22 protein-coding genes and 1 tRNA gene are annotated in these 22,594 nt (G+C 41.4%); 8 read left to right on the forward strand and 15 right to left on the reverse strand.

The window, feature by feature from the left end; genetic code table 11:
- Positions 1-25: 25 nt before the first annotated feature.
- Positions 26-973: a hypothetical protein gene (locus ACO05P_RS12595; RefSeq protein WP_421751343.1), complete on the reverse strand. Its 948-nt coding sequence runs from the start codon at positions 971-973 to the stop codon at positions 26-28.
- Positions 974-1,674: 701 nt separating this feature from the next.
- Here ACO05P_RS12595 and ACO05P_RS12600 point away from each other — a divergent pair.
- Positions 1,675-1,926, forward strand: coding sequence for a helix-turn-helix domain-containing protein (locus ACO05P_RS12600; RefSeq protein ID WP_421751344.1), 252 nt, complete (start codon positions 1,675-1,677; stop codon positions 1,924-1,926).
- Here the strand turns inward: ACO05P_RS12600 and ACO05P_RS12605 are convergent.
- Genes ACO05P_RS12605 through ACO05P_RS12625 form a run of 5 tightly spaced genes read right to left on the reverse strand, consistent with a single transcriptional unit; the run spans position 1,923 to position 7,076 of the window.
- On the reverse strand, positions 1,923-3,005 hold the full coding sequence (locus ACO05P_RS12605) for an alanine racemase (RefSeq protein ID WP_421751345.1): 1,083 nt from the start codon (positions 3,003-3,005) through the stop codon (positions 1,923-1,925). The genes ACO05P_RS12600 and ACO05P_RS12605 overlap by 4 nt on opposite strands.
- Complete coding sequence (alr, locus tag ACO05P_RS12610) at positions 3,005-4,162, reverse strand: alanine racemase (protein WP_421751347.1); 1,158 nt, start codon at positions 4,160-4,162, stop codon at positions 3,005-3,007. Before alr ends, ACO05P_RS12605 begins: the two co-directional genes overlap by 1 nt.
- A complete protein-coding gene (locus ACO05P_RS12615; RefSeq protein ID WP_421751348.1) occupies positions 4,155-5,279 on the reverse strand; it encodes an amidohydrolase in 1,125 nt (374 codons plus the stop codon). The genes alr and ACO05P_RS12615 overlap by 8 nt, the downstream gene beginning before the upstream one ends.
- A complete protein-coding gene (locus tag ACO05P_RS12620) occupies positions 5,279-5,716 on the reverse strand; it encodes a GNAT family N-acetyltransferase (RefSeq protein WP_421751349.1) in 438 nt (145 codons plus the stop codon). Before ACO05P_RS12620 ends, ACO05P_RS12615 begins: the two co-directional genes overlap by 1 nt.
- Positions 5,691-7,076 carry a sodium:solute symporter family protein gene (locus ACO05P_RS12625; RefSeq protein ID WP_421751351.1) on the reverse strand — a complete coding sequence of 462 codons (1,386 nt, stop codon included), beginning with the start codon at positions 7,074-7,076 and terminating at the stop codon, positions 5,691-5,693. Before ACO05P_RS12625 ends, ACO05P_RS12620 begins: the two co-directional genes overlap by 26 nt.
- A 46-nt stretch (positions 7,077-7,122) precedes the next feature.
- Between ACO05P_RS12625 and ACO05P_RS12630 the strand changes: the two genes are divergently transcribed.
- Positions 7,123-8,082, forward strand: a complete 960-nt coding sequence (locus tag ACO05P_RS12630) for a hypothetical protein (RefSeq protein ID WP_421751353.1) — start codon at positions 7,123-7,125, stop codon at positions 8,080-8,082.
- Here the strand turns inward: ACO05P_RS12630 and rpiB are convergent.
- Complete coding sequence (gene rpiB / locus ACO05P_RS12635) at positions 8,066-8,494, reverse strand: ribose 5-phosphate isomerase B (RefSeq protein WP_421751354.1); 429 nt, start codon at positions 8,492-8,494, stop codon at positions 8,066-8,068. The genes ACO05P_RS12630 and rpiB overlap by 17 nt on opposite strands.
- Before the next feature lie 453 nt (positions 8,495-8,947).
- On the opposite strand from rpiB, the gene ACO05P_RS12640 reads away from it, so the two are divergent.
- A complete protein-coding gene (locus ACO05P_RS12640; protein ID WP_421751355.1) occupies positions 8,948-10,525 on the forward strand; it encodes a toxin-antitoxin system YwqK family antitoxin in 1,578 nt (525 codons plus the stop codon).
- Between the two features lie 26 nt (positions 10,526-10,551).
- Entirely contained in the window at positions 10,552-11,115 is a 564-nt protein-coding gene (locus tag ACO05P_RS12645) for an NUDIX domain-containing protein (protein WP_421751356.1), read from the forward strand.
- Here ACO05P_RS12645 and ACO05P_RS12650 read toward each other — a convergent pair.
- Positions 11,112-11,618, reverse strand: a complete 507-nt coding sequence (locus ACO05P_RS12650) for a DUF2911 domain-containing protein (RefSeq protein WP_421751357.1) — start codon at positions 11,616-11,618, stop codon at positions 11,112-11,114. The two genes, ACO05P_RS12645 and ACO05P_RS12650, sit on opposite strands and share 4 nt — an antisense overlap.
- Before the next feature lie 97 nt (positions 11,619-11,715).
- Here ACO05P_RS12650 and ACO05P_RS12655 point away from each other — a divergent pair, with 97 nt between their 5' ends.
- The gene (locus ACO05P_RS12655; protein ID WP_421751358.1) at positions 11,716-12,264 is read left to right on the forward strand and encodes a YceI family protein; all 549 of its coding nucleotides are present in this window, start codon (positions 11,716-11,718) and stop codon (positions 12,262-12,264) included.
- 63 nt (positions 12,265-12,327) lie between these two features.
- Positions 12,328-14,430 carry a tetratricopeptide repeat-containing sensor histidine kinase gene (locus tag ACO05P_RS12660; RefSeq protein WP_421751360.1) on the forward strand — a complete coding sequence of 701 codons (2,103 nt, stop codon included), beginning with the start codon at positions 12,328-12,330 and terminating at the stop codon, positions 14,428-14,430.
- 1 nt (position 14,431) lies between these two features.
- Here the strand turns inward: ACO05P_RS12660 and ACO05P_RS12665 are convergent, their stop codons facing one another.
- A complete protein-coding gene (locus tag ACO05P_RS12665) occupies positions 14,432-15,175 on the reverse strand; it encodes a VIT1/CCC1 transporter family protein (protein WP_421751362.1) in 744 nt (247 codons plus the stop codon).
- Between the two features lie 35 nt (positions 15,176-15,210).
- Here ACO05P_RS12665 and ACO05P_RS12670 point away from each other — a divergent pair, with 35 nt between their 5' ends.
- Positions 15,211-15,954 carry a DUF2490 domain-containing protein gene (locus ACO05P_RS12670; protein WP_421751363.1) on the forward strand — a complete coding sequence of 248 codons (744 nt, stop codon included), beginning with the start codon at positions 15,211-15,213 and terminating at the stop codon, positions 15,952-15,954.
- On the opposite strand, the gene ACO05P_RS12675 is transcribed toward ACO05P_RS12670, so the two are convergent.
- Positions 15,949-17,487, reverse strand: a complete 1,539-nt coding sequence (locus tag ACO05P_RS12675; protein ID WP_421751365.1) for an aldehyde dehydrogenase family protein — start codon at positions 17,485-17,487, stop codon at positions 15,949-15,951. The genes ACO05P_RS12670 and ACO05P_RS12675 overlap by 6 nt on opposite strands.
- A gap of 72 nt (positions 17,488-17,559) precedes the next feature.
- Between ACO05P_RS12675 and ACO05P_RS12680 the strand changes: the two genes are divergently transcribed.
- Positions 17,560-17,952, forward strand: coding sequence for a hypothetical protein (locus ACO05P_RS12680; protein WP_421751367.1), 393 nt, complete (start codon positions 17,560-17,562; stop codon positions 17,950-17,952).
- On the opposite strand, the gene ACO05P_RS12685 is transcribed toward ACO05P_RS12680, so the two are convergent.
- The 5 genes from ACO05P_RS12685 to ACO05P_RS12705 form a co-directional block, all read right to left on the reverse strand.
- The gene (locus tag ACO05P_RS12685; RefSeq protein ID WP_210760365.1) at positions 17,937-18,218 is read right to left on the reverse strand and encodes a hypothetical protein; all 282 of its coding nucleotides are present in this window, start codon (positions 18,216-18,218) and stop codon (positions 17,937-17,939) included. The two genes, ACO05P_RS12680 and ACO05P_RS12685, sit on opposite strands and share 16 nt — an antisense overlap.
- A 20-nt stretch (positions 18,219-18,238) precedes the next feature.
- Positions 18,239-19,831, reverse strand: a complete 1,593-nt coding sequence (locus tag ACO05P_RS12690; RefSeq protein ID WP_421751369.1) for a mucoidy inhibitor MuiA family protein — start codon at positions 19,829-19,831, stop codon at positions 18,239-18,241.
- 42 nt (positions 19,832-19,873) lie between these two features.
- On the reverse strand, positions 19,874-21,796 hold the full coding sequence (locus tag ACO05P_RS12695; RefSeq protein ID WP_421751370.1) for a cytochrome c/FTR1 family iron permease: 1,923 nt from the start codon (positions 21,794-21,796) through the stop codon (positions 19,874-19,876).
- 72 nt (positions 21,797-21,868) lie between these two features.
- Positions 21,869-22,462 (reverse strand): DNA-3-methyladenine glycosylase, encoded by a 594-nt coding sequence (locus ACO05P_RS12700; RefSeq protein WP_421751371.1) that lies wholly within the window; start codon positions 22,460-22,462, stop codon positions 21,869-21,871.
- A gap of 35 nt (positions 22,463-22,497) precedes the next feature.
- A tRNA-Cys gene (locus tag ACO05P_RS12705) sits at positions 22,498-22,571 on the reverse strand.
- Positions 22,572-22,594 lie beyond the last annotated feature (23 nt).

Genomic DNA, 22,594 nt, shown 5'->3' on the forward strand with positions numbered 1-22,594 from the left:
TCGACAAAGTTTAACTTCAATCTGTTTAATTGTTTAGTAGTTTGTAAATTCCTGAAACACTCTGACCTTCAAACTTTTTTAAATCATGTATAAGGTCGTTTATTAATGATTGATAAGTAATGTTTGTGCTATTTATTGAAGACTGTTGCAAAATTTTAATAACTGACTGATAATCTGCAGAACTCAAAATATAGGTTTTATTTCGATGACGAATAGCATCAGTTAGTTTTTTTAAGGCTGGAGACACCTTGGCTATTTCTATTAGTAGTGGGATATCCACGGTACTTAAAAATGAACCTGAAAGATTGTAATACGCTTTAATGTAGAACATTCCTCTTTTAGTAGACACAAGTGAATCCCTAAAATCATACAAGGCTGTATCACTTAGATTATGTAAATACATGGCCAAGTCTGTGGTTAATCCATAAGCGCCATACTCTGCTTCTACATCTTTTTTTACACAAGGTTGCTCCCGACAGCCTCCATTAAAAGGCATACAGGCAGGGCCCAAGCTATTATCGCGACATTGGTGAACCAATCCGCAGCCTTCTTGACCATTGCCAGGTTCGGGAGCCATTACCAAAGTGGATTTATATTGTCCCTCTTGAGCCCCATTCTTCTCCATGAAATCAAAATAGGCTTTACAGGATTCTTTTAAATTGTAATTCATTGCCAGAACCAGAACTCCTAATTCATCAATCTGATTTTTTGTGGAGAGTATCTGAATTCTGTCCAGTCCTATCGTTTCTATTTTAGTAACGGAAGAACCAAATACACTGCGATTAAGAAAAAGCAATTGATCAAAATTTATGGAATGAACATCCTTAGCCGGGAAATCAATTAATTCATAAGACTTGGAGGGTGCTTTGGCTTTCGAATAAATAGCCACTTTAAGAGATTCATCATAGTCCATATAGTAAAAAATCAAACCTATAATTTGATTGTCATCATTTAGCAAGGATGAGATGGACAAAACCAATTTTTCTACGCGTCCATCGAATACTGGTCCTAAATTCTGACTCTCTGAATTGATAAAGCTTACTGATAAATTTTTCCTTTCGGGTATTTCTAAAATAGCATCAAGCTCATTATAATATTTGGGAACTAGGTAACGATCTGAATATTATAAATGATCCGTTCTTTTATTATACCCATTGCTGATAAACCCTTCCAGGTTCTCAGAGTTAAGTTCCAACTCTATTGGAAGATCTTCATGTGAGCTTAAGCCAATGGTACCACTCTCTCTTGAGCACGAAAACAGAGTTGCTAAAAAGAATAGCAATAAAAAATTACGAAATAACATAGTTGATCTGATTTAAACCCAAGATCGGCTTGGTACCGATGACTCAACAATTTGAATTCATAGGTTTAAAACAAAGTGTTAGTATACATTAATCCTATGCAATATTCGTATAAATAATGCATTTTATGAATTAACAATGGGGGTTTAAGTGCTATTAAATATTCATTAAGTTGTCTAAATAGCGATTTAAATGATCAACCATCAGTCTGATTATCAAATAAATGATATATAAGCTAATTAATTTATACTATCAAAAAACAATTGCTAGTAATTATTAGTTTCCTCGAAATTCACTATTTAATGCCGGGTGTTTTATACGATAACAATATCCTGCTCGTTCCTATTGAACCCCATTTACCTTTTTCTAAATTATGTCGACCATCTTAAAAAACATTCGACAGCTTCGAACAAATAAAGGCTACAGCCAAGAGTATATGGCTTTTAAGCTGGGGATTTCACAAAGCACATATGCCCGAATTGAGAATTGCGATTTAAAGCTAAGCTTAAACAGACTGTTTCAAATTGCAGAAGTCCTCGAGATAAGAGTTTGTAAATTACTCCCTTGTCAAGATTGCAGGCCTCCTTCTACAGGAGTTTCTGAGTTATCTGGGAAAAATACTTAGTTATCAATCACCCGTTTCTCGATATAATAGGAATTGAAAAGGGTTAGGGCTCCCATATACTTCAGGTGAAATGGAATAAAATCGCCCACCTTATAACCACGTTCATTATCGTGAATATCAATCACCAGCATATCACTGCTGGCGCCAACAAATTCGATATTCAAATCCTTAAAAGGAATTAGATATTCACTGGAGATATCAAGAGTCCCAACATCCAAAATGGCGCGGTGGGTAGTCTTTCCATAAAGGCTTTCGTCGATCTCAAAGGTTTCGCCCTGTGGATTCGCTTCCAGCTCTCCGATGGGCAGCATGGGCTTCTCGTTGATCTCAATGATCTGAGTGTAGAGGGTAATCACATCTTGCTCCATACCGTCCATAGGTCCATGGTTCACGATATCGGTGCCAAAAAACAAGGTTTCCCCTACCCTAAAATGATTAATTCCTGCCGGTAATTGATGGGTTTGCAAGAGAGGGATTACCACTGAGGTTCCGCCGGTAACCCATGGGATTTTACGTCCAAATTTGGCCTCTATCAATTGCTTGTAGAGCGACAATTGAATGAGCTTATCCGTACTGGGCATTACCCCGTGCAAGCAATTAAGGTTAGATCCGATCCCTGTTACTTGAATATTAGGCAATTTGAATACCGATCCATAAAAATCCATGAGCTCCTCACCCATAATTCCTTCTCGTAAATCGCCCAATTCGATCATGATAATGACCTTGTGCATCTTTCCCTGCCGACCGGCTTCCTCGCTAATGGCTTTAATCGTTTCAAACTCCGAATTAAAACTGGCATCGGCATATTCCACTAATTCGGGAATACTCTCAATAGCCGGGGGTTTGATGTATACGGTTTGCACATCGGCCGGAGCCAATTCCTTAACCACTTTTAAATTAGAAATTCGGGCATCACAGATTTCTTTGATCCCTAAATCCACCACTTCCTTTACTAAAGCCTCTTCGCCACAGAGGAGCTTAGTAACAATGGCCCATTCGATATCATGTTGATCGAATAGGGCTTTAAGCGCCGTATAATTATGTTTTAGCTTGCTGCGATTAAAAGTGAGATAGGCCATTATATTGCTTTTACTCTGCGCGGAATATCCAAAGGTAAGCGCGTTAGAAGTTCATAATTCATTTGATCGCTATATTCACTAAAAGAGCTAACGCTAATTTCTTGGTCCCCTTGTTTGCCAATGAGTACTACCTCATCTCCAATTTCTACATGGTCGAGATTGCTCACATCAAGCATCATCACATTCATGTTTACCACTCCCACAACGCCCACTCGCATGCCACGCACCAGTGCTCGACCGGAATTACTAAGACTACGACTAAATCCATGCGAATAGCCTACCGGAACAGAGGCTACTTTCATTTCTTGTGTGGCTAAAAAGGAAGTGCCATAACCAATGTATTCGCCTTTATGAACCTTTTTAACGTTCATTACCCGGCTCTTCCAACTAATCACACGCTGTAATGGATCAACCGGGTTTTCTTCTAATCCCGCAATGCTGATATAGGTTTCTATACTGGGCCAATATCCATATTGCAGAATCCCTATTCGCACTAAATCCAAATGGGTTTTCGGAAACCGTAAAAAGGCCGCACTGCAAGCTGTATGAGACCATTGAGGAATCAAGTCTGCATTCTTAAACAAGGCTCGTCCTTTGCGAAAATTTTTAATCTGTTGCCTTACCCTTAAATGATTGGCTATACTTTCGGCGCCTGCAAAATGAGTACATAATCCTTGCAATTCAAGGTAGGCAGCATTTTCTCTTAAAAAACGTGTAATCTGAGGCCAGTTCTCCATTTCGAAGCCTGAGCGATTCATACCGGTTTCCAATTCGATATGCACCTTGGCCTTCTTCTTTAACTTTTTAGCTATAAGCACCGATTGCTCCAATCGTTTACTATCGAATACAAAATAGCCAATCTCATTTTGAATCACCCACTCCAATTGCTCCTGAGCAACCATTCCCATGATAATAATATCAACTGGTTCTCCTCCCAATGCCTTTACTACATTCTCTGCTTCATGCACATCAAATACCGAAAAGTGATCTGCCCCCAATTTATGAGCCAGGGGAACAAAAGGATCAATGCCATGTCCGTAAGCATTCCCCTTTACTACATGGGATAAGCGTGCTCCAGGGGCCAAGCGATCTCGGATGTATGTAAAATTATTGGCCAGTGCCGATTCGCTTAATTCGATATAACTGGTATTATCCATCGAGGTGTAAGGCTATTAATTGAAGAAATATTTTGGCTCCTTCTTCAATCAAAGGATCCGGGAAATCGTATTCGGGATGATGTAAAACCTTGCAATCCTCTCCTGCTCCGAGGCCAAACATTAAACCCGGCTTATCTTTTATAAATAAACCAAAATCTTCACCCCAGGTGAATGCTTGCTCTAAGGCTCGGTTGCTTTGATCAAGTTCTTTCAATGCCCTTTGCAAATAATTTAAGGCTTCAGGATGGTTTCGGATTGGCCAAAACTCTTCGAAGCGCGAAACTTCAAGCTGCATGCCCTGTGCTTCCGCTTCCTTTTGGGCAAGCCGTTTTAGCGCTTTTATTTGCTGGTCCAGATAATCTCCTCGCCAAGCTCGAGCAGTAAAATGCAATTCGCCCTGAGCGGGACTAATGCCGTAGTTTTTCGCTCCTAATAGACTATAAACCGGTGTACATAAAAAGAAATCCTCATGGTTGGGATCTTGCTTTTCTGCATGAGCTGCCGCCTCGGTTAATTTCGCTATGGCCCGGGCTGGGTTAATGCCTTCCCAGGGATGAGCTGCATGGGTTTCCAATCCTTTCCACTCGAAAGCCAGGCTGCTCACTCCAGCGCTAAAATTTCCGCTACGCCAGAGCACTTCAGCCAATGGATAAGCCGGAATATTGTGCAAGGCATAAGCAAAGTGGTAATCGTATTTGGCGAAAGCCGGATCTGCCAAAACCTTTGCTGCTCCCTGTCCATTTTCTTCCGAAGCCTGAAACAAGAGACTCAATTTTCCTGTTTTAGGCGGCTGTTTCGCAATCTGTTTCGCTACGGAATATAAAATCGCCGTATGGCCATCATGTCCGCACTTATGGGAAACACCGGGCTTTTGGGAGCGGTATTCTAATTCATTGGGTTCATCAATGGGTAGCGCATCGAAATCGGCCCTTATTAAAAGATGTGTTCCTTCCTTAGCACTATCGTAGTGGGCAATAAGACTGGTCCCTCCTACGGTTTCAATTTGAAATATTTGCAATTCAGAAAGTAGCTCCTGAAGCAATTTTTGACTTTGGAATTCCTGGCCCGAAAGCTCAGGATTTTGATGTAAATGATGTCGAAGCGCCCGGGCCTCCATTATTTTTGATAACGCATTTCCAAATACTTATTGGTAAAGCCGAGCTTCTCATAAAGCTTGCGCGCCGGATTATCGGGCTCCACATGCAGAGCAACATTTCCTTTTGCATGGTCCAGGGCCATTTGCATTAAACTCTTCCCTAAGCCTTGACCGCGAGTCTCTGCATCTACCGCGATATACACCAATATGTTTTCGGGGATATAGCCACTCATACCGGTATTATTGACAATGGTGGCGCCCATTATTTTTTGATCATCCGTATAAGCTAAGGCCACAAAACCACCTTTATCCGGATTAAAAACATAGTCCAAACAAGCCTGGATCTGATCTATGGGATCCCCATATTGCTCTAAATGCTTAAATAAGAATTCGGCGATCTTCTGATTATTAAAATCGGAATGAGCTCCGGCTTCACCGTCGATAAGTAGGTAGTTCATTGCTTTTGTATTTAGCGATACTGAAATAGGTAATTAAGGCTGCAGTGATTCCAAATAGATTGGGATTTAAATCTAAGGGGATATGGAGTGAATTGTTCACCACTAATACTTCCAAACTAAGGGTTGTGCCTCCTCCAATTAAGATGGACCACCAGGCAGCAATTGAAGATTTTTGCTTAAAAAATAAGGCGGCTAAAAGCGGTACTAGTAAGCCACTTACCATAAAGCTGTAAGACATCAGCATCAAGTCGAGTACATTATTCATTTGAGTGGCCAATAATAAAGCCAGTGCCCCGATTCCAAATGTTACATACTGGGAATAACGCAACAGTTTGTCTTCTGATAAATTGGTATAGCGCCCAATAATATCTGTGAGGACATTTCCTGAGGCTGCCATTAAACAAGAATCCGCGGTAGACATGATCGCGGAGAAGTAGGCCGACATCATCAAACCCATCAGGCCTACCGGAAGAATGCTGCGCAATAATAAGGGTAAGCCCATCTCGGCATCAATACTGGCCAGGTCGGTATAGCCCATTTCATCAAACATTCCCTGCTGCAAGGCTACTCGCGCAAAGAGGCCTAATAATACCCCCATAAAAGCCATAATGGGCCACTCAAAAATTCCAGCCAGGAACCAGGCTTTACGGGCCGTCTTTTCATCGCGACTGGCATAAATTCTTTGATAGAGGGTCATGCCGATAAACCAAATGGGGATAATGGTTAGAGCCCAATTAAAGAGGTCGACCCAGCGCAAATTGAAAAGATTAAAGAAAGAGGGATCCAGAGTCGCTTTTATGGCATCATAACCGCCTACCGCGAAATAGGACATGGGAATTCCGATAAAGATTAATCCGGCCATCAGAATAATCCACTGTACCGTATCGGTGTAAATTACTGCCTTTAAACCGCCGAAAACCGTGTAAACTACCGCGGTTAATCCCATAATCCAAACCGCTGTTTGTGGACTCAAATCCGGAAAAGTGGCGGTAGCTAGCTTAGCGCCCGCTAAAATTTGCGCACCTGTAAAACCGATATAACCAATAGCACTCACCAAAGCGGCTAAAAAAGCTACCCGGGAATTAAAGAGATGGTAAAATATTTCGGGAAAAGTGAATAATTTATGTCTGCGAAGCAGGCCGAAAATTTTTGGGATCAAGAAATAAGCGGATAGCCAGGCGCCAACTAAACCGGTAAACAACATCCAACTACCGGCCAGTCCAATGGCAAATCCCAATCCGCCCAGGCCTATACTGAATCCGCCGCCCACATCCGTGGCAACTACGCTCAATCCAATATGGCCGCTACTCATTCCGCGGCCGCCTACATAATAATCATCAATATCTTTGTTGCGACGCATGAAGTAAAAACCCACGGCGAGCATCGCAACTAAATAAACAACGAATATGGAGAGATCTACAGGATTCGGCAAAACCTTTGCAAAGGTGCAAAATTTAAGAGGAATGGTTTTTCTAGCCGGAATCTTTCTACTCTCATTAAGTGCCTGTAAAACCGGCGCTCCGGTTCAAAAAACCGCTTATCTTGAACCTTATTTACGCGATAGCATTCCCTATAGCTTAGCAAGCCACGAGAAGGTTTCAGAGCAATTACTCATTTTTTTACCTCCGGCGATAGACACTGTTCAATTCGAAGAAACTGAGCTCTATCAAGAAATTTTTAAAGCAGGTTACGATATCCTTTGTATTTATCAACCTCCTGCCGAAGGAGCCTTTTTCTACAGCCGTAAATCTTTGGAATTTAAAGGCCAACAGGTGCAAAATGCCCAGAACCTCATTAGCCATCTGCGCAAGCAAAAGAAAATTGCCGGATCGGAGCATAGTATTCTGATGGGAATTGAACAGGGCGCCTATATGATTCCTTCTTTAATGGCCAATAATCATATAGATACGGCCATCTATATTACCGCCAGTCCCTTTAGTATGTATATGTCTTTGCAAAGAATTGCCGAAGGGCGCATGGAATGGAATGCGGCTCGTCAAAAATTTGTGAAGGATAAATTTGGCATCGACTCCCTGAGAGTTTTTAAGCAAAAGGTAGAAGATGTGGAAAACCTAAGTTCCGAACTCTATAGCTTAGGCTCATTTACCAATATGTATTGGTTAAGCTATCACGCTAATTATATGATGGAAGAATACCGCCTAACACCCGGCCATCAATATTGGATATTCTATGAAGATTACCCCTTATATAAAGCCAGCGATCTGGATTATCTGAAGTTATTAGATAAAACCAAAACGAATGCCAGTGGAGCGTATCAAGTCTTAAATGGCTATCAATCCTTCAGTAAAGAAAATTGGGAACAGTTGGAAGATGTGATTCTTCCTTATTTTAAGGAGCAATCTTAGCTACTCGACGTTCATGGCGACCGCCTTCAAAAGTGGCATTTAAGAAAGCATCGGTAATGGCTAAACCATCTTCAAGCGAAACAAAACGGGCCGGAAGAGCCAGAATATTAGCATTGTTATGTTGACGCGCCAAAGAAGCCAATTCTTCGTTCCAGGCCAGGGCAGAACGGATACCGGCGTACTTATTAACAGTCATATTAATACCATTACCACTGCCGCAAATCACAATACCCAAATCTGCATCTCCATTAAGGACTTCCTTTGCTACCGGATGACCAAAGTCTGGATAGTCCACAGAATCAGTAGAATCGGTTCCAAAATTGTGCAGCTCATGTCCGGCAGACTCCAATTTGTTAATAATAGCGGCTTTCAATTCTACTGCGGCGTGGTCGCCTCCAATGGCAATTTTCATAGGTGGGTAATTTTTAATAAGTCTGTAAAGATTTCGTTTTCAAAGCTTTGCTATTAACAATAAAGAAATAATAATCAGGGTGGATTGTTTATTACTTCTTAAAAATAGTGCTTGACTTTTTCAATTCCGACTTTGTATAGGCAAATATCCGATTTTAAGGGCGCAGCTTATTCTTTTTTACCACAACAATTTTCACCAGCTGAAGGGAGTTTATTAACCGCGCAGCGGCGAAATTTTTTTTAAATCCGCTCCGTGAATTAGGCTTATGAACAATTGTGAATAGCGATAGCTTTAAGCTGGTAAATGAAGCATTTATGCTGTAAGTTAGCCTTGAATTGTTGTGAATAAGATTTAATAGCTCAAGAAAGCAAGGCTTCCTTCTGAAATTTATACCGTCTATTCACAGCACATTATTATCATCATAAGATTTAGATTTTAAAAAAGACTATATATATGTTATTAAGAACCTTGGCTTTTATCCTGATAGCGGTCTTTCCTCTATCTTCGTTTTCGCAAACAGCCGGGGATAGTCTCAAGCCCACCCGCTACTACTACGAGAATGGGCAAGTAAGCAGCGAAGGGAGCTTACGCAATGGCAAGCCAGATGCCTATTGGAAAAGTTATTACCGCAATGGGGTCCTGAAAGCCGAAGGAAATCGCCAAAATTACGAACTGCAAGGTCCCTGGATCTTTTACAATCGCGAAGGAGTACGAACCTCAGAAATTAATTACCAAGGGGGAAAGAAGAATGGTCCCAGTAAGGTTTACAAAGAGGGAAAGCTTTTAAAAATCGATCAGTTTAAAGAGGATGTTCAAGTAGGGCTTAGCACCTTTTTCTATCCGGATAGTTCAGTGCAAAAGGAAGTGCCTTATGTAGATGGTAAAACCGAGGGAATTGGATACGAATATGCGGAGGATGGCAGAGTGATCACGCTATTAACATTTAAGAATGGAGCGCTTATTCGCAAGCAAAATATCAATCGCTTCGATCAACAAGAACAAAAGCAGGGGATGTGGATGGAGTTTCATGGCAATAAGAGCATTGCGGTAGAAGGTCCCTATCTCAATGATCTTAAAAATGGTTATTGGAAGTATTATAAATCCAATGGCAATTTGATTCGGGTTGAAAAATGGATTCATGGCGAGCTGCAGGAAGGTGCCACAGAGGTAGCTAAACTGGAAATCAAAAGGGAAATAGATCCTAAGACCGGTAATGTGATTTTTAAAGGAGCTTATCAAAATGGCAAGGCTACCGGGGTGCATCGCGAATACAATTCGCAGGGAGAAATTATTGCTGCTCGCGTTTACGATCAAGGCATTAAATTATTTGAAGGTTTAATCGATGAACAAGGCCGTAAGCAAGGACCTTGGAAAAGTTTTTATCGGGATGGCAGCCTTAAAGCAGAGGGGAGTTATAAGGATGATTTGAAAGTTGGGAAATGGCTTTACTATTTCAGAGATGGTAAAATCGAACAACAGGGATCTTATGTAGCAGGAAAGGCAAATGGATTATGGGAATGGTATTTCCAGAATGGTCAAATTTTGAGGGAAGAAGAATATGCCTTTGGTTTGGAAGATGGAATGTCTACCGAATACAATGATACCGGTGCAGTAATTGCCCAGGGATCCTATGTTGATGGTATGAAGGAAGGAGCCTGGGTATTCACGATCAATGATAATAAAGAAGAAGGAAGCTATTTCGAAGGTTTGCGTAATGGGCTATGGAAGCATTATTATCTGGATAAAGAACAGTTGAGTTTTGAAGGAAGCTTTGAAAACGGACTCGAATCAGGTACGCATATTTATTATTATCCCAATGGGCAGATAAAACGCCGGGGAGATTATGCTGGAGGAGTACGTCAAGGGATTTGGGAGTTCTTTACAGAGACCGGAGACCGCATTGTGACCATCGAGTATATGGATGGAGTTGAAGTGCGCTATAATGGCGAGAAAATAGATTATGGCCGTCGATATGAACGGGCGGTAGCCGAAGAAAAAGCACGAGAAAGTCTTTCCGAAGAAACAGAATAAGTTTCTTTGAAGCTCTAAAAAATACTATGGCAGAATTTCCCCGTAAGGCTGGTGAATGGACCGAACTTAGCCGTGAGACTGTTTATGAAAATCCCTGGATTAAAGTAGAGCACAGTACCATCTTAAATCCTAATGGAGGAGATGGAATTTATGGGAAAGTGCATTTTAAGAATCTGGCAATTGGCGTTCTGGCCATTACAGATAAAGAGGAGATATTTCTGGTTGGGCAGGAGCGGTTTCCTTTTGATGGGGCGTATTCCTGGGAGATAATTGAAGGTGGCGGTCCTATTGAAATTGATCCTCTGGAAAGCGCAAAAAGAGAGCTTAAAGAGGAAACAGGTTTAGAAGCTTCGGAATGGGAGTTTATGCAAGAAATGCATTTAAGTAATTCGGTTTCCGATGAGCGATCCCTTTGTTTTATTGCTAAAAATTTGACTCAAAAGGAAGCAGAACCTGAGGATAGCGAAAAGCTGAAAATAAAAAAGCTCCCTTTTCAGGAAGCTCTTCAAATGGTGTTGGAAGGAGAAATTAAGGATAGCATTTCAGTAGCAGCTATCCTGCAGTATGCCCTTCGAAAGGTTTCGAATTAGGCTTTCTCCACTTCAAAATAAACTTGAGTGGTATCCCAGCTGAGGCTGATACTACCCTTTTCTGAAATTTCAATACTGAATTTTTCAGCTGGGCTTTTTGTCTGCTTAGCAGGGACTTTAAAGCTGAGAATATCTTTTTCTGAATCATAATTATAAGCACCCCATTGATTCCATACGGCGTTAATGATTATGGTCCATTCCTTCTGACCAGGAATAGTGAAAAGAGCATATTTACCGGCTTTAACTACTTGCCCGTTAATTTTTACATCCTGACTAAATTCAATCACGGTAGCTTCATTGGCACCGGTACGCCAAACTTTATCAAAAGGCACTAAATCGCCAAAAATGGTCCGTCCTTTCATGGAAGGTTGACCATATTGAATTTTAATTTCCAGATTTCCAATCTCCTGACTGGTTGTAATAAGTGGGCTAGCTCTTTTTTCTTGAGCTTGTAATCCATTGAATATAAAAAGAGTGAGTATGCTTAAAAGGAATTTTTTCATAACTTATACTTTTATATAGGCTAAGCTAGCAGAAAAATTCGGTGGTTCTGTTAATTTTCATAATATTGAAAACTAAGGGCAGGGGAATATTTAAGGAATGATCTCAAAACTTGCGAAAGTATTTGGACTGGGGGATAAGGAGCAGTACCGTACCACCAAGGTGAGGAATGATGCCTGTACTTATAACTTTACCGCAGTCAATATGCGCTTCAACAAAGTGAAAGGCTTTTTTAAAGAAGCTAAGGTTGAAGTAGATTTTAATATTCACGCATTAGATCAAAGTTTTTTAAATCTACGCTGGCCCATTGATGGCATTCGCACCGGCATACCGGAACGCGATAAGCAGTTGATAGAAGCGGTTCATTTTTTTAATGGATTGGAATATCCCGAAATTGTATTTAAGAGTAGGGAAATTAGCAAAGAAGCTAAAAATCAACTGATTGTAACGGGGGACTTGTTTATAAAGGAGCATCGAAAAACTGTGGCGCTCTATGTAGGTTATAGCCAGGATAAGTATGGCTATCAACTTTTTGTAGACTACAGTTTGGACCGCTTTGAATTTGGAATCGGCGAAAGTGGAAGCTTTGCCATAGGCCGACAAATTGAACTAGAGTTTGATATTTGCCTCCAATTCGAAAGTGCCTAGCATCCAATATTTTATACTGAGATATTTTTTTTAATCCGTAACTTTGCGGAATATTTTTTGGGATTGAAGTTATGTTGGGGAAATACGATTAAGGCCTTAATGTTGAGCATTATGCCTATTACCATGATATCCATGGATGCACAGCAGGTGCGGAAATGGGATCTGGATAGTTTGTATTATCTCGCTTTCGATCAAATCGGTAATGACCTGGTAGAAGGTCGAATTGAAACCGATAAATATTATAAGGCAGCTTTGTTTCTCAAAGATAGTAGCAATCTTGCCTATGCCTTAGATCTCAAAGGTTTAGATGCCTATATGCGCGATGAGGTGGATTCTGCGAAAATCTATGCAGATCAATCCATTAAGCTTTTTCGCATTTTAAAGGATTCCACTGGTCTCAGCACCGCGATTTATAATTTGAGTAATTATCACGAGTATCTGGGGGAATATACCACCGCATTGCGCTACTTACATTTAGCCCGGGAAATTGATATAAAAATGGGTAATAAAAAGGATAATGATCCTTTCTATTATAACCGGCTAAGTGATATCGTTTATTCTCAAGGTCAATTGGAGCTTTCGCTACGCTATTTGCATAAAGCCTGGCGTGCTCAACATGAAAGTGGTTATATCGCTTATTATCTCAGTCCGGCATTGCATTTAAATTATGCCTGGATTTACAGTGATTTAGGGGTTACCGAATTAGCAGAGTACCATGCTAAAAAAGCCTACAGTTATACGGCTGAAGATTCGCTCTTAACCACGCGTTCCGGAGCATTGGAAGTTTTAAGTATTTCGGCGGAGCAAAGAGGGGATATGGATTTAGCCCTGGCTTATGCCGAAAAGGCTTTAGAATTAAATAAAGCCTACGGAGATCCATATTTTATTACCTACAGTCATTTGTTTTTGATGTCGCATTACACCGTGGTGAATGAGCTTGATAAAGCGGAATATTATGCGAATTTGGTTTTAAGGAATATGGAGCCTTTTGAGCGCAGTCCGACTTTCGTGGTAGACATGAATGATGAGCTCTATAAATTCTATAAAAAGAAAGGCGATGAAGCCAGAGCTCTAAAACATTTGGAACGCAGTTCAGAAGCGCGCAGAATTATCAATGAAGTGGATGGCATAGCTGCTATGAAACAATTTGATGAGGAAATGGAGAATCGCTATCGAGAGCTGATGAAGACCAAGTCTCGATTGCAAGAAGAAGAAATTAATTTACAGAATACTCTGCTGGTCTTCGCCCTAATTTTATTGATTGGCGTATTAGGCTTTCTAGTATTGCTTTATCGCAGTAATAAACAGATGAATGCCGCCAATGAGCAATTGGTACGTCAAAATAATCAAATCGAGAATCAAAAGCAGGAAATTCAAAATCAAGCTGAAGATCTGGAAGATCGAAATGCAGAACTGGAGAAATTAAATAGCAGTAAAGACCGTCTTTTCTCCATTTTGGCTCATGACCTGCGACAACCTTTTAATCAGATTATTGGAGTTATTGACTTGGTTGAAGGTGAGCAATTGGAAGCGGAAGATCGCAAGAGTATTTTAAGCAGTTTAAAAGCTTCGGTACAATCTACTTCGGATTTGGTGACCAATGTGCTTACCTGGAGTAAGGCGCAGTTTGCAGGAGTTACTTTGAAGCCTGAATATTTAGCCCTTGCTAATACTGTTAAAAGAGCGCTGCTTCATTTTAGTATTGCTTTGGATAAGAAGAAGATCAAGGTGGTTTTTGATATTCCGGATCAACTTTCTATTGTTTTCGATAAGGATCATTTTGACAGTGTATTGCGGAATTTATTCAGCAATGCTTATAAGTTTTCACCCGCTAATTCTACCATTCACATATCGGCCAAAGCCAATACACAGAAGAAACGAGTTTACCTCTACATTCGAGATGAGGGTATAGGCATGGATCAGTATCAAAAGGAACAATTGGTTTCCGGGGATCAGGCGGTAGATTCTATTAATGGAACTTTTAATGAATCAGGAACGGGTATTGGTATGGTGATCGTACGCGATTTCCTTCGCGAAAATGAATCCTATTTTGATATCGAATCCAAGATCAATGAGGGAACTACTTTCATTATTAATATGCCTATGGGTCCGGAGGTAAATCTGCGCTCAGCTAGCAATATCAAAGCGGTTCAGGATTTTCTCTAGGCTAACTGAAAAGCCCTTCCAAAACATCTCCTACTAAATAAGCCAATCCCGCAGCGGCAGCTCCCAGGAAAAAGGTTTCCAGCATACTGCGTATTACTTTGGTTTGGGTAACTATGGCTTTTAAATAACCGATCAGCATAAAGACCAGTCCGGTTAAAATGGAAGAATAGAGGAATAAGGGACTATCGGCCGACATGAGTTTGAGATAGTCTAAAACATAAACCAACAAGGGAATAAAACCGAAAAGCAAGAAGCTTAAAAAGGTAACTCCCCCCATGGCCCAGGGGGATTTGGTTTCTTCAGACATTTCCAATTCTTCCTTCATCATCACATCCACCCAGCGATCTTTATCTGCGGTAATGGTATCTACTATTTGCTCTAAGATTTCGCCTTCAAAACCTTTGGCCCGGTAGATATCGCGGATTTCTTCTTTTTCTTTTTCAGGAAGATGTTCTACTTCCCAGTATTCAATATTCTCGTGCTTCTTGTAATTTTCCTTTTCACTTTTGGTAGATAGATAACTTCCTACCGACATAGCAAAGCCATCGGCTATCAAGTTGGCAAAGCCTAAAATGATGACTACAGCGCTATCGAGGGTGGCACCTGCAGCGCCGGCTACCACTGCAAAGGTGGTTACACTGCCATCAATTCCCCCATAAACGAATTCCCCCAGATATTCCTGAAACCGATTAATCAATGGATATTTGCTACCGTGAATACGATCTTCGTGACCTTTAGGGCTCATGATGTAGAATTATAAACTCAAAGATATTCAGGATTTTGCGGATTCGCCGGGAACTGGGCTTTCTCTTGATAAGCCTAATCTTAATTAGTATTAATCCAGTTAAACTGAAAGGGCAGAGTCATTATGTAGATGGCTTGTATTGGCTTAGAGTGCAAACGCAGTTTACCTTTAGCCCTAAATGGTCGGGATCTCTGGAATTGGAAGAGCGTAGATTTTTAGCTCCCGATCGAGCGCATCAAAGGGTATTTCCGGATTTGCGATTGTTCTACCATTTTGCGCCTTCCTGGAAAACCGGAATCGGATATACCAATTTCAGTATTAGTGGTCCTGGTACCGCTGATATTCCGGTAAATCAAGTTTTGCATGAGCAACGTTATGCGCTCTTTTTAGCCCGGAAATTTAAATGGGAGCAGAAATCTCTGGCTACCCAATGGAAGAGCGAACTGCGCAATTTCGATAGGGATCCCTTAGACGGGGAACTCAACTTTTTAGACTATGTTGTTCGATTGCGCTTCTTAGCGAAATACAGTTATGCTGTGAATCAGCATTGGAAGATATCTGCCGGCGATGAATTGCATATCAATGTAGCTGGAAATACCGATTATCAATTCTTTGATCAGAATCGGATTTTTGGCGGTTTAAGCTATAAGCATCAGGACTTTAGCTATGGCTTGGATTATATATTCTGGTATCAAAAAAACCGCAGGGGCAGCGCATTTTTTCATCGCCACATCCTGCGGTTCACTTTTCAATATCAGTTCGATTTTAGCGGACTATAAATCGAATTTGATGCCTTGTGCTAAAGGCACTTCTTTAGAATAGTTGATAGTATTGGTTTGACGACGCATATAAGCTTTCCAGGCATCGGATCCACTTTCGCGTCCACCGCCGGTTTCTTTTTCACCGCCAAAGGCTCCACCAATTTCAGCACCGCTGGTACCAATGTTCACATTGGCGATTCCACAGTCGCTACCAGCCGCTGAGAGGAATAATTCGCTCTCCCGCATATCTGTAGTCATAATAGCTGAAGAAAGTCCCTGAGGCACGCCATTTTGAAGGGCAATAGCTTCGTCAAGATCCTTATACTTCATCACGTATAAAATGGGAGCGAAGGTTTCGTGTTGAACGATAGCATAGTGATTTTCCACTTCAGCAATACAAGGCTTCACATAGCAACCGCTGCTGTACTCATCGCCTTGCAATACTTCACCTTCCACAATCATGGTTCCGCCTTGTTCTTTAATGGCAGCCAAAGCTATTTCGTATTGCTCTACGGCCAGGGTATCGATAAGTGGACCTACGTGATTGTTCATGTCTAATGGATTGCCAATACGCAGCTGACCATAAGCCTTTTTAAGGGCGGCAATCACATTATCGTATTGACTTTCGTGGATGATTAATCGACGGGTACTGGTACAACGCTGACCAGCAGTACCTACGGCACCAAATACGGCTCCTACCAAAGTAGATTCGATATCAGCTTTTTCCGAAATGATAATGGCATTATTGCCACCCAACTCTAAGATAGTTTTGCCTAAACGAGCGGCTACGGTCTGACCAACAATCTTACCCGTGCGGATAGATCCGGTGGCAGAGATTAAAGGCATGCGCTTGTCTTGAGTCATCCATTCACCTACTTCTACACCACCATTTACCAGGCAGGAAATACCTTCGGGAAGATTGTTTTCTTCTAAAACTTCATTGAAAATATTCTGGCAAGCGATACCACATAAAGGCACTTTTTCAGAAGGTTTCCAAACGCATACATCACCACATACCCAAGCGATGGCAGCATTCCAGCACCAAACAGCTACTGGGAAGTTAAAGGCGGATATGATACCCACGGTACCCATAGGATGCCATTGCTCGTACATACGGTGAGAAGGACGCTCTGAGTGCATGGTAAGACCGTACAATTGACGGGATAGGCCTACAGCAAAATCACAGATGTCGATCATCTCTTGTACTTCACCCCAACCTTCTTGGAGGGATTTACCCATTTCCAGGGATACCAGGCGACCTAATAGATCTTTGTTTTCACGGAGTTTGTTTCCATACTGACGTACAATTTCACCACGCTTGGGAGCGGGCATGGTACGCCATACTTTAAAAGCTTCGTCGCTTTTAGCCATAATAGCTTCGTACTCTTCGCGCGTAGTTTGAGTAACGCTGGCTAATTCTTGACCATTGATGGGCGTATGCGAAACAATTTTAGGACCAGCTCCAAAAAACTCTTTTCCGGTAGAACTGCCGGGGTTTTCTTTGGATATCCCTAATCCTTCTAAAATGTTGTTAATTTCTGAGAGGTTCATGTCTTAGGATTTTAAGCAACGAAATTAGTTTTTCAGTTGGGAAATGAGCCGGATATACTTGATTTTTGAAGAATGAATCAAGTTGAAGTTCTGGATCTAAATCTGCTTTCTGAAAAGGAGGGAAATCGTACTTATGATTTTGAAGGTATCCACAGTCAAAAGGGCAGAATATTAGCATTTCGAAAGAAGGGAAGTTTTAGCGGTAATCATTGGCATGAAGGAAAATCTACTACTAAGAATCCTGAGGAAATGCTCATTATTTCCGGTCGGTTAAAGCTGTATTGGACGGATGAGCCAGAAGGTATTTATCAGCATTCTAAATTGATTGAAGCCCCGACTTTAATTCGCATTTATCCCGGAATTAAACATCGGGTAGAGGCTCTGGAAGATTTATGCTTTTTGGAGTTTAATTCTTTAGCCGAGCATGTGGCGGATACCTATTATCCCAATCACCAGGAAAAATAGAGGCGAAAGAGCCAAACAAAGCCGGCTAAACCGAGGATCATTAAAACAACGGAAAGCAAGAGAAGTCGCAGCTTATGGCGACTCTCTGCTTTGGATTTTTGTTTCAGTTTTGCTTGTAAAGCCTTACGATCCTCATCACTAAACTCTTGCGAATTGAGTTCGGTTTGTTTATGGTGATGATCAAATTTATCGAGCTTATCACCATAAATATTTTTCAGGTGTTTGAAGATCTTACGAGGTTTTCTGGCATAAGTTTCTTTCTTCATGCCAAATCCCATATAAGCCATTACCAGCTTATAGTTTGATCTTTAGGAGAACGGACTTCGAAGCTAAATTTCAATTGGGATTCAGATTTGGGTTTTAAGTCCATTTCCCAGGTGATAATACCGGTTTTAAGATTGAGTTTTCCTTGATTTTCAATCTCAGATTTCACTTTGATATCTTCATTTTGGCTTACCGGAATTTGATCAAATACCCGGATTTTCACATTCTGAGGTTTGGTATTACGTAGGCTGATCTGGTATTCGTATTTCTGGATACGATCGCTACCCAAGAAGGATTTACTCTCTTCATTAAAGAGGCGATCTCGGGTGATCACAATACCCGGATCCTTACCTAATGAGAGCTGCAAACTATCGCTGGTAGCTTCAAACTGACTAAAGCTTTTACCGATAAATAAACCTTGATTGTAAATGCTCAATTCACCATCCAATAACTGATGTTGTTCCCAATCTTTTACAATGGCCATAAGATAAGCGGCCGGATCAAGGCTGGGGCTGCTTTGGTATTCGTATTCGGCTTTTAAGGCCAACTCTCGAATTACAATGTTTTCCGTTTTTTGATTGGGAATGCTGTAACGACGCTCCGGGATAAATTCCAATCGGGTTTGCTGAGAATTGATGGCGAAAACGGTGTTGCCGAGCATATTTGAATTAGGGCTGTTCTGAACACTAACACCATCCACGTCATAACTTTCATAACTATCGGCTCTTGCACCTCTTAGTTTAGCTGGACTTGATTTATGCATAAACTGGATATACTGAGGATAAATCTGCGGCATAGTCACATTTTGATTAGGGTTACCCGTAACCAATTTTAAGGCTACATTTTCCCAATCTTCGCCGCTGCCCTGATACACATTGGCCTTATGTACCATGCGTAGATCCCTATCCAAACCGTCGAAATAGAGATTGTAATTACTGCTCCAGGAAGCATTAGAACGTACGGTATAGTGCACAGAGAAACGCACATTTTGCGCCCGGCTACTGTTCAATTTCACAATGATTTCACCGCTCAATAAAGACATCTCCTGACGGATTTTTTGCAATTCGGTTTGCAGTTCTTTTCGTTTGTCGTTCAGGTCTTGCAGTACCCGTTGCTTTTTAAGCTGACTGCGTTTGTTCTGTAATTTTTGATCGCGAGCATATGTGCTGATCTGTTGCAATTCGGCCAAACTAAAGCCTTCATTACCGCCTAGTTTGGTGTTATTAGTTAGAAACTCTAATTCTAATTGCAAGGCTTCAATCTCGGCCTGGATATCTTCACTTTGTAGATTGATTTCCTTAATCTGTCTTTCGAGTTGTTGAAATTTAGCAGGCTTTTCACGCTCGTCGAAAGGTGTATTACCTGTACTAATGCTGATAAATTCCAGGTTTTTATCGCTACCGATTTGCACGCTGGAGGGTTCCAGATTTAGGGGTAGACCTTCAAAGATCAAGGTCTGATCTCCCGCTTGGAGATTGGTACTTATTTCACGGCTATAAGCTGCTCCTTGAGCATAGAGAGTTACGGCGTCAAGCTTGGAGCTGAGGCGTTTTCCTTCATCGGCGAAAGCCTGAAATCCAAAAAGTAGAATGGGGAAGAGAAGTAATTTTTTCATCAGAGATGTTTTATCTCCAACGAAATTACGCACTTCTTATTTCTATTGAGCGGAAACTGTTTTGGAAGATTTAGGACTACTACTGCGATTCGCAAAATTCCACAAAACAATTACCAATAGCAGAATAGCTATTTGACCAATTGCCGTTTCCCAGGTAGGATAAAAGCCCAATGCGTCGATTCGTAAGTCGATTGGCATTACAGTAATGGAAATACTTCCTGCTTCTTGAATGGCGTTCAAACCTTTACCAGTAAGAATTACCGCCAATCCTGAAATGATCAATGCGGAGTATTTAAAGAGCTTGGAGATTGGAAGCTTTTTAGAGAAGCGCATGATTAGCACACTGATAATAGCTAGGAGGGCAAAGGCAAAAATGATTCCGCCTCCGAAGGCCGCTTGTTGACTATCACCTACTTCTAAACTCAAAGCAGAAAGAAAAAGAACCGATTCGAAAGCTTCACGGAAAACGACCAGGAAGGAAAGGAAGGCTAAACCAATGAGGTTTTCGGTGCGGGCTAAATTTTGAATTTTCTCCTTCACATAAGCTTGCCACTTGCCCGCTTCGGATTTACTATGCATCCAAAAACCGACGTAGAGTAGGACACCCACTGCAAATAAGGCAATTAGTCCTTCCATTAATTCGCGTTGTGCACCGCTGAAATTAAAGAGAGAACCTGCCGCTAACCACATGGCAAAGCCTACCACAATGGCCGACATCCATCCAGCATGAACATAAGCTTTGGCCTTGGGTAATTTGATGGCCCTAACGATGCTAAGCATGGTAATTACCACTAAGAAAGCTTCCAGACCCTCGCGAAGAATAATAGAAGAAGAGAGTAAAAAGGCCAACCAGGCCGTAAAGGTTTTATTACGCAGTTTTTCTTTAGCCTGGTAAATCATCTGCACACTGGCTTCTACTTCCGCGCCCACAATTTCCGGACTTTGTCCACCTTCAATACTGCTGCGAACTTTAGCTAATTGACCTTCTAATTTAGCGGAGAAGCTGGCATCATTGGCACGTAATTGTACTTCTACCGGTTCAACACCTTCGAGGTAGGCGGTTAAGGCCAGGGTACGGGCTTTAGAAATATCACCATTCTGATAAGCGGTTTTAGCCGCTTTTAATAGTCGAACGGCCTGGTCCAGATAGTCGCCCTGACTCTTTTCGGCAATTTCTTTGGGATACAAGCGCAAGGCTGAAATTAGGTTTTCAGCTGCCGCTCCAGGCTGGAGACTTTCTTTCAATTCCTGATTACTACGAGAAGCTAATTTTTCCAGATTAACCTGAAAGCCAATTTCGGCTTGTTCATCTAAATCAACCTGAGAGGCGGTATGAGGGAGGCTTAAAACATAAAAGGCTAGGTCCCATACTTCGTCATCATTCAGCTCATCAAAGGCGCGCATAGCGGTATTATCTACCCCTAAACGAATGGTATTGTAAGCTTGAAAAGGGGATAGTCCATTAGCTTTATCTGGATCATGGAAATTGGTGGGTGAGGGTTCTAAACCGGCTCCCAAAATACCATCGCCAAAACCATTTTCGCCATGACAGCTTTTACAGTTAAGGGCATAAAGTTCGCGGCCATTATCTAAATTGGGCCAACGCTTGGGAGCAATTTCCAGATTGTAACTAGAAATGATTTTTTGTTTGATGGAATTGGAAACCGAAGCAATTTTCTCTTGGGAGGCCTTTTGCTCGATGAGTTGCTGCAATACTTTAATGTCGGATTTTACCGCCGCTGGGGCAGATTCGCCCAAAGTGCTGATGGTCGCAATAAATTCTTGCATTTCCGAATACTCGGCCGCATTAATTACCGAACCTTGATTTACCGCTGCGGAGTAGTCTACCGCGATATAGTCCAGTAAATGAACCATCATGCGGGCATTCTCATCATTGGCTTTTAAGCTTGAAAATGAGCTAAAAAGCAATCCTACAATCATTAAAAATCTTGCAACCCGAACCATCTATCTTATTTAGACCAATTAAAAATAGGCGACAAATTTAGAGACTGGGAATTAAATAGGAACTAACATTTATCACTTTTTGCTTACGCTGGATCGATCTCTTAGATAGAAGCGATAGGGTAGCAGGGCGTCGTCTCCGGCATAATCCACGCCAATTCTGGGTTTAGCAATGATTTCAGCAGGACTAAGATCGGGCATATCGAGAATTCGAAAGTCTGGATTAAGGATACTTTTTCCATAATCAGATCGATTCAAAGCCAAGCCTTTGCTAAAGTTTCCGGGTCCGCTAAGTAGCTCTCCACTTTTTTTCTTAGGCCTTAGTTTTTGGATCTGTTCCTGACCTTCAATAATAGTGGCGGCGCGAATTAATATAGCTTCAGGAACATCAAGGCCATTGCAAGTGATATTGCAAAGTTCATGAATACCGTAACAGAGGTACATATAGAGTTTACCTCCAGGTTGAAACATAATTTCCGTGCGAGGGGTACGTCGATTATTTGAAGCATGGCAGGCACGATCGTTTTGGGCCAGGTAAGCTTCTACCTCAGTGATTTCGGCTTTAAGCCATTGACCTTCATGCTTGCGTTCAATTATTTTACCCAATAGTTTGGGTGCTAGATGAAGTGCGCTATGTTGCGAAAAGTAATTTTCTTCGAGATAAGTCATAGGCAAAAAAAATCCCGGCTTTAACCGGGATTTCTTGGAGGTTCCGAGCGGATTCGAACCGCTGTACAAGGTTTTGCAGACCTCTGCCTAGCCACTCGGCCACGGAACCCTGAAAGGACGGCAAATATAAAA

The sequence above is a fragment of the Croceimicrobium sp. genome, from assembly GCF_965228705.1.
Taxonomy (GTDB): Bacteria; Bacteroidota; Bacteroidia; order Flavobacteriales; family Schleiferiaceae; genus Croceimicrobium.